This is a genomic window from Streptomyces sp. NPDC031121 (genome assembly GCF_055570615.1).
The window spans coordinates 141,207-147,530 of the sequence record NZ_JBVIGV010000019.1; the positions used below are offsets into that span (position 1 = coordinate 141,207).

At 76.2% G+C, this 6,324-nt stretch carries 7 protein-coding genes; 5 read left to right on the forward strand and 2 right to left on the reverse strand.

Annotated elements, in window-relative coordinates; all coding sequences use genetic code 11:
* Positions 1-116 precede the first annotated feature (116 nt).
* The 5 genes from ACZ462_RS29800 to ACZ462_RS29820 are packed head-to-tail and all read left to right on the forward strand — an operon-like array spanning position 117 to position 5,528.
* Complete coding sequence (locus tag ACZ462_RS29800; RefSeq protein WP_467809753.1) at positions 117-1,361, forward strand: DUF7847 domain-containing protein; 1,245 nt, start codon at positions 117-119, stop codon at positions 1,359-1,361.
* Positions 1,362-1,367: 6 nt separating this feature from the next.
* Complete coding sequence (locus tag ACZ462_RS29805) at positions 1,368-2,036, forward strand: DUF4129 domain-containing protein (RefSeq protein WP_467809752.1); 669 nt, start codon at positions 1,368-1,370, stop codon at positions 2,034-2,036.
* Positions 2,033-3,259, forward strand: coding sequence for a DUF4350 domain-containing protein (locus ACZ462_RS29810; protein WP_467809751.1), 1,227 nt, complete (start codon positions 2,033-2,035; stop codon positions 3,257-3,259). Before ACZ462_RS29805 ends, ACZ462_RS29810 begins: the two co-directional genes overlap by 4 nt.
* Entirely contained in the window at positions 3,256-4,218 is a 963-nt protein-coding gene (locus tag ACZ462_RS29815; RefSeq protein WP_467809750.1) for an AAA family ATPase, read from the forward strand. Before ACZ462_RS29810 ends, ACZ462_RS29815 begins: the two co-directional genes overlap by 4 nt.
* Complete coding sequence (locus tag ACZ462_RS29820; protein WP_467809748.1) at positions 4,218-5,528, forward strand: DUF58 domain-containing protein; 1,311 nt, start codon at positions 4,218-4,220, stop codon at positions 5,526-5,528. Before ACZ462_RS29815 ends, ACZ462_RS29820 begins: the two co-directional genes overlap by 1 nt.
* A gap of 15 nt (positions 5,529-5,543) precedes the next feature.
* Here ACZ462_RS29820 and ACZ462_RS29825 read toward each other — a convergent pair whose 3' ends face one another.
* Complete coding sequence (locus tag ACZ462_RS29825) at positions 5,544-5,930, reverse strand: PIN domain-containing protein (protein ID WP_467809747.1); 387 nt, start codon at positions 5,928-5,930, stop codon at positions 5,544-5,546.
* Complete coding sequence (locus ACZ462_RS29830) at positions 5,927-6,190, reverse strand: hypothetical protein (RefSeq protein ID WP_467809746.1); 264 nt, start codon at positions 6,188-6,190, stop codon at positions 5,927-5,929. The genes ACZ462_RS29825 and ACZ462_RS29830 overlap by 4 nt, the downstream gene beginning before the upstream one ends.
* Positions 6,191-6,324 lie beyond the last annotated feature (134 nt).

Below are 6,324 nucleotides of genomic sequence, written 5' to 3' on the forward strand. Positions count from 1 at the left end.
AACCCGCAGGCGGCCCGGTTCGGCGGGGGACGGCCCGCCCGCACGCTGTTCCCACGTGGCACGATGGCAGCCGACCAGCGCCCCCGCCCCCGGCAGGCACACGTGAAGGAGCGACGATGAACGACTCTCCGGGCTGGGCCGCGCCCGGATCCTCTCCGTCCGACGGCGAGCGGCCCGGCGCACCCGACACCCCCGGGCCCGGCTCCGACGCCCGGCCCCCCGCCGAAGGCCGCAAGTGGGCCGAGCGCCAGCCGCCGCCAGGCGACTGGCAGAGCCCCGGCGCCCCGCAGACCCCCGAGCCCCCGGCAGCCCCGCAGCAGCCCGCCCCCGGCGGCTGGGGCGGCGGCACCGGCCCCGGCAGCCCGTACGGACACCCCGGCGGCCCCGGCAAGTGGGGCAAGCCCCCGGCCGCGAAGCCCGGCGTCATCCCGCTGCGCCCCCTCGACATGGGCGAGATCCTCGACGGCGCGGTCGCCACCATGCGCCGCCACTGGCGCTCCGTCTTCGCGATCACCCTCGTCATCGCCACGGTCGTCCAGACCGCCGACGTCCTGCTGAAGAAGTACGCCTTCCCGGCCGTCCCCGTCATGAGCGAGGAGCCGGACCTGGAGGAGCTCGTCGACTCGCTCACCGACACCGTCGTGTCGAGCCTGGGCAGCGCCTTCGTGCAGTTCATCGCCGGAATCCTGGCGACGGCCCTGCTCACCATGGTCTTCAGCCGGGCCGTCGTCGGCCGCTCCTCGTCCGTCGGCGAGGCCTGGCGCGAGGCCCGCCCGCAGCTGCCGCGCCTGGCCGGCCTGGCCCTGGCCATCGGCCTGGGCGCCGCCGCCCTCGTCACCGTGCTGCTCCTGCCGGGCCTCCTCACCCGGAACACCGGCCTCCTCCTGGTCGGCGGCCTGGCCGCCCTGCCGCTGCTGCTCTGGCTCGCGATCAAGTTCACCCTGGCCTCGCCGGCGCTGATGCTGGAGAAGTCCGGCATCGTCACCGCCCTGCGCCGCTCCTCCCGGCTCGTCCAGGGCTCCTGGTGGCGGATCTTCGGCATCACGGCCCTCACCGCGATCATCACGCTCGTGGTGTCGTTCGTCATCCTGACGCCGATCAGCGCCCTCGCCCTCGTCGTCGCGGGCGGCCTCGACGGCTTCGACCAGCAGACCACGGCCACCAGCTGGCCGTTCCTGGTCATCTCCGGCATCGGCGCGGTCATCGTGCAGACCGTCACCATCCCGATGCAGGCCGGCGTCACCGTCCTCCTCTACGTCGACCAGCGCATCCGCCGCGAGGCCCTCGACCTGGAGCTGGCCCGCGCGGCCGGCCTCCACGGGTACGGCACGGACCCCGCGGCCCCGCCCACGGCCGGCTAACCGCCCGTGGCGAGCTGGGGGGACCTCATCGCGGGCGCGGCGGCCGGGGAGACGCCGCCGGTCACGACGCCTCGCGGACCGGCCCGCGAGGCGGCCGAACGGGAACTGTCCGACCCGGCCTACCACCAGAACGACCCGGGGCTGCTCCGGCGCGCGCTGGAGGCCTTCTGGGAGTGGGTCGGCGACCTCTTCGACCGGGCCGGCGCGGCCGCCCCCGGCGGCACCGCCGGACTGGCCGCCGCGGCCGCCCTGGCCGTCCTCGCGGCCGCCGCCCTGTGGTGGCGGCTCGGCACGCCCCGCCGGACGGCCTCCGAGGGGGCCGCCCTGTTCGCCGACGGCCCGCGCAGCGCCGCCGACCACCGCACCGCGGCCGAGGCGCACGCCGCGGCCGCCCGCTGGAACGAAGCCGTCCAGGAGCGCATGCGGGCCGTCGTCCGCTCCCTGGAGGAGCGCGCCCTCCTCGACCCGCGGCCCGGCCGCACCGCCGACGAGGCCGCCGCCGAAGCCGCGCCCGCCCTCCCCGGCCACGCCGACGCCCTGCGCGCCGCGGCCCGCACCTTCGACGACGTCACCTACGGCGGCCGCACCGCCGACGCCGCCGCCTACGCCCGCCTCCGCGACCTCGACCTGGCCCTGGCCGGCACCCGGCCCCACCTGACGGGCGGCCCCGCATGACCGCCGCCGCCCCGCCCCCGGCCTCCCCGCCCGAGCCCGGACCCGCCGGCGGCACGTTCCGCCCGGCGACGACACCGGCCGCGGTGTGGCGCCAGGCCCGCGGCCTCCTCCTCGCCCTCGCCGTCCTGGCCACCGCCGGCATCGTCCTCGCCGCCCTCGACCCGGGCGGCCGCCACGGCCGCCTCGACCCCCGCTCCGCGGACCCCTCGGGCACCCGGGCCGTCGCCGCCCTGCTCCGCGACCGCGGCGTCGCCACCCGCGTCGTCACGACCGCCGACGCCGCCGCGGACGCCGCCGGCCCCGGCACCACCCTGCTCGTCGCCCGCCCCGACCTGCTGGGCCCGCAGGCACGCGGCACGATCCGCTCGGCCGCCGACCTGTCCGGCGGCCGCACCGTCCTCCTCGCGCCCGGCGACACCGCCCTGCGGGACCTGGCCCCCGCGGTGCGCACCGCCGGCGCCTCCCGCACGGACGCCCCCGCCCCGGACTGCGCGCTGCCCGCCGCCCGCGCCGCGGGCCGCGCCGGCACCGGAGGCGGCCTGCGCTACACGACGACGGCCGCCGGCGCGCTCGCCTGCTACCCGGACGGCGGCCGCCCGACCCTGCTCGTCCTGCCGTCGGCGACCGCGGGCGGCGACACCGTCGTCGCCGGTTCCGCCGCCTTCCTCCTCAACGAGGACCTGGCCCGCGAGGGCAACGCCTCCCTGGCCCTGCAGCTGCTCGGCAGCCGCCCCGACCTCGTCTGGTACCTGCCCTCCCCCGCCGAGCTGCGGGACGGCGGGGGAGGCGACACCGCGCTCACCGACCTGATCCCGGCGGGCTGGCACTGGGCCCTCCTCCAGCTGCTGATCGCGGCCGTCCTGGCCGCACTGTGGCGGGCCCGCCGCCTCGGCCCGCTGGTCACCGAACGCCTCCCGGTCGCGGTCCGCGCCTCGGAGGCCACCGAGGGCCGCGCCCGCCTGTACCGCAAGGCCGCGGCCCGGGAGCGCGCGGCCACGGTGCTGCGGGCGGCCGCCCGGGAGCGCCTCGCCGCCCTGACGGGCGTACCGCGGTCGGGCTGCCACGACCCGTCGGTCCTGCTGCCCGCCGTGTCGTCGCGCACCGCCGGCCCGGACCGGGACACGGCTGCGCTGCTCTTCGGCACCCCGCCCGCAACCGACGCGGCACTCGTCGCGCTCGCCGACCACCTCGACGCCCTCGAAAGAGAGGTCCGCTCCTCATGACGTCCACCACGGACAGCGCCCGCTCCGCCCTGGAGGCGATCCGCACCGAGATCGGCAAGGCCGTCGTGGGCCAGGACCCGGCGGTCACCGGTCTCGTCGTCGCCCTCCTGTGCCGCGGCCACGTCCTGCTGGAGGGCGTCCCGGGTGTCGCGAAGACCCTGCTGGTGCGCGCCTTGGCGGCCTCCCTCGACCTCGGCACGAAGCGCGTCCAGTTCACCCCGGACCTGATGCCGAGCGATGTGACGGGCTCGCTGGTCTACGACGCCCGCACCGCCGAGTTCTCGTTCCAGGCGGGCCCGGTCTTCACGAACCTCCTCCTCGCCGACGAGATCAACCGCACCCCTCCGAAGACGCAGTCCGCCCTGCTGGAGGCGATGGAGGAGCGGCAGGTCACCGTGGACGGCGCCCCGCGCGGCCTGCCGGAGCCGTTCCTGGTCGCGGCGACGATGAACCCGGTCGAGTACGAGGGCACCTACCCGCTGCCCGAGGCCCAGCTGGACCGCTTCCTGCTGAAGCTGCACGTGCCGCTCCCGTCCCGCCAGGACGAGGTGGACGTCCTGACCCGGCACGCGGCGGGCTTCGACCCGCGCGACCTCAAGGCGGCAGGCATCCGCCCGGTCGCGGGCCCGGAGGAGCTCCGGGCGGCCCGCGAGGCCGTCGCCGCGGTCTCGGTATCCCCGGAGATCGCCGGGTACGTCGTCGACATCTGCCGCGCCACCCGCGAGTCGCCGTCGCTGTCGCTGGGCGTCTCCCCGCGCGGCGCGACGGCGCTGCTCGCCGCGGCGCGCGCGTGGGCGTGGCTGACCGGCCGGGACTACGTCACCCCCGACGACGTGAAGGCGCTGGCCCTGCCGGCGCTGCGGCACCGGGTGCAGTTGCGCCCGGAGGCCGAGATGGAGGGCGTGACACCGGATGCGGTGCTGAACGCGATCCTGTCCCACGTCCCCGTGCCCCGCTGATGGCCCTCACCGGACGCGCCGCCCTGCTGGCGGCCCTCGGCGCCCTCCCCGTCGGCCTGCTGGAGCCGTCGTGGGCGGGCATCCTCGCGGTGAACGGCCCGCTGGCCGCGGCCTGCGCCCTCGACTACGCGCTGGCGGCGCCGGTCCGCGGCCTGGTCCTGTCCCGCTCGGGCGACACGGCGGTCCGCCTGGGCGAGCCGGCCGAGGTCCACCTGTCGGTCACCAACCCGGGAACCCGTCCCCTGCGCGCCCGGATCCGCGACGCGTGGCCGCCGAGCAGCTGGCTGCCGGGCGCCGAACAGGCGGCGTCCCGCCACACGCTGACAGTCCCCCCGGGCGAACGCCGCCGTGTGACGACGCGTCTCCTCCCGACCCGCCGCGGCGACCGCCGGGCGGACCGCGTCACGATCCGCTCCTCCGGCCCCCTGGGACTCGCCTCCCGCCAGGGCACGCACGACGTCCCCTGGACGGTACGCGTCCTGCCGCCCTTCACCAGCCGCAAGCACCTGCCGTCCCGCCTGTCGCGCCTGCGCGAACTGGACGGCCGGACGAGCCTGCTGACCCGCGGGGAGGGCACCGAGTTCGACAGCCTCCGCGACTACGTCCCGGGGGACGACACCCGCTCGATCGACTGGCGCGCCACGGCCCGCCGGAACGGCGTCGCGGTCCGCACCTGGCGCCCGGAGCGCGACCGGCACATCCTGGTCTGCCTGGACACGGGCCGCACCTCGGCCGGCCGCGTCGGCGACGCCCCCCGCCTGGACGCCTCGATGGACGCGGCCCTCCTCCTGGCGGCCCTGGCCGCCCGGGCCGGCGACCGCGTGGACCTCCTGGCCTACGACCGCCGGGTCCGCGCCCAGGTGCAGGGCCGCGCGGCGGGCGACGTGCTGCCGGCCTTCGTGAACGCGATGGCGCCCCTTGAACCGGAACTCATCGAGACGGACGCCCGCTCCCTGGTCTCCACGATCCTCCGCACGGCCCCCCGCAGCTCGCTGGTGGTCCTCCTGACGAGCCTGGACGCGGCCCCGGTGGAGGAGGGCCTGCTCCCCCTCCTCCCCCGCCTGACCCAACGGCACACGGTCCTGCTGGCCTCGGTGGCGGACCCGAAGGTGGCCGAGATGGCGGGAGCCCGCGGCTCCCTGGACGCGGTGTACGAGGCAGCGGCGGCGGCCCAGTCGCAGGCCCAGCGCCGGCACACCTCGGAGCGCCTGGCCCGGCACGGCGTCCACGTCGTCGACGCCACCCCCGACACCCTGGCCCCCGCCCTGTCCGACGCCTACCTCGCCCTGAAGTCCGCCGGCCGCCTGTGAGACCGGCAGCCCACCTCAACGACCGAGGTCGAGCACGCCTACGTCCAGACCCTCGTACACTTTGGGCTCGATCGTCGCCACCAGCGCGTCAGCACCCCAGTCGGGGAGGTTGCGGACGGCTTGTGCTGCTGCGGCGACTCCCGCAGGTACGCCTTTCCGACACAGCCGAGCCACGGCCAACACGGCTGCGTAGTCAAGGTCGACGGTATGGATGACGTCCAGCTGGCCGACGTGCTCGGCAAGTCCCGGGTGCTCCCGATCGGCCTCAAGGATCGCCAGCACGGGCGCCCACAGCCGTGTGTCGCCGTCGAGAAAAGCCTGGTGGATCAGAGCCGAAACCTGCCGGTTGCCCGATAAGGCAAGCAGTGAGGGACTGTCCAGGACGAGGTGCCGCTGGATCACGCCGCATTCTCCTGTCGGCCCGCGAAGGCCTGGCGGATCTTGCGCCCCATCTCCGCGCTCTCCTCATCCGTCACTCGCACACCGAAGTGCTCGGCCATGTACTCACGGGCCCGTTCGGCCCGCTCGCGCCGCTCCTCGGATGTCAGCGTAGACTCCGCGAACTCCTGGACCAGGGCTCTGATGGACGTGCCGCGGGACTCGGCGATGACCGCGAGGCGATCGCGTACCTCAGCCGGCACTCGGATCATTGCGTCGGACATGACCAGAGTCTACAGCGATGTATACATGCACGTCCGGTAAACGCAGGAAAGCCCCGCACCATGACTGGTGCGGGGCTTTCCCACAATGATTGTTCGGCGGCGTCCTACTCTCCCACAGGGTCCCCCCTGCAGTA